Origin of the sequence: Psychroserpens mesophilus (assembly GCF_050617655.1) — a bacterium.
GTDB lineage: Bacteria > Bacteroidota > Bacteroidia > Flavobacteriales > Flavobacteriaceae > Psychroserpens > Psychroserpens mesophilus_A.
The window spans coordinates 1-235 of record NZ_JBODQC010000523.1 but is presented as its reverse complement, the minus strand read 5'-3'; the positions used below and the strand labels follow the sequence as shown (position 1 = coordinate 235).

Sequence of the window (235 nt, the reverse complement as noted above, 5' to 3'; positions counted from 1 at the left end):
GGTGCTCGACTGACTCCCGGCTGGCGGCCTCGTTGCGCGCGATCAACACGAAATCGAACCATTGGCGCGAGGCCAGCGGCAGCGCCACCAGGTCGGGATAGGCCGCCGTGATGTCGGAGGCCGACAGCGCGTTGACCATGCTGACGCCCCGCACCGCGCCCACCGTGCCGGCGAGCAGCGACATATGCGCCCGCATGCCGGAACGCAACTGCATCGACTCGGCGATGTCGCCCTG

The 235-nt window shown here is 69.4% G+C and carries 1 protein-coding gene; it reads right to left on the bottom strand.

Going from position 1 to position 235, the window contains the following annotated elements:
* A partial coding sequence (locus ACRHNM_RS18250) for a hypothetical protein (RefSeq protein WP_431138040.1) occupies positions 1-235 on the bottom strand: 235 nt, incomplete at both ends.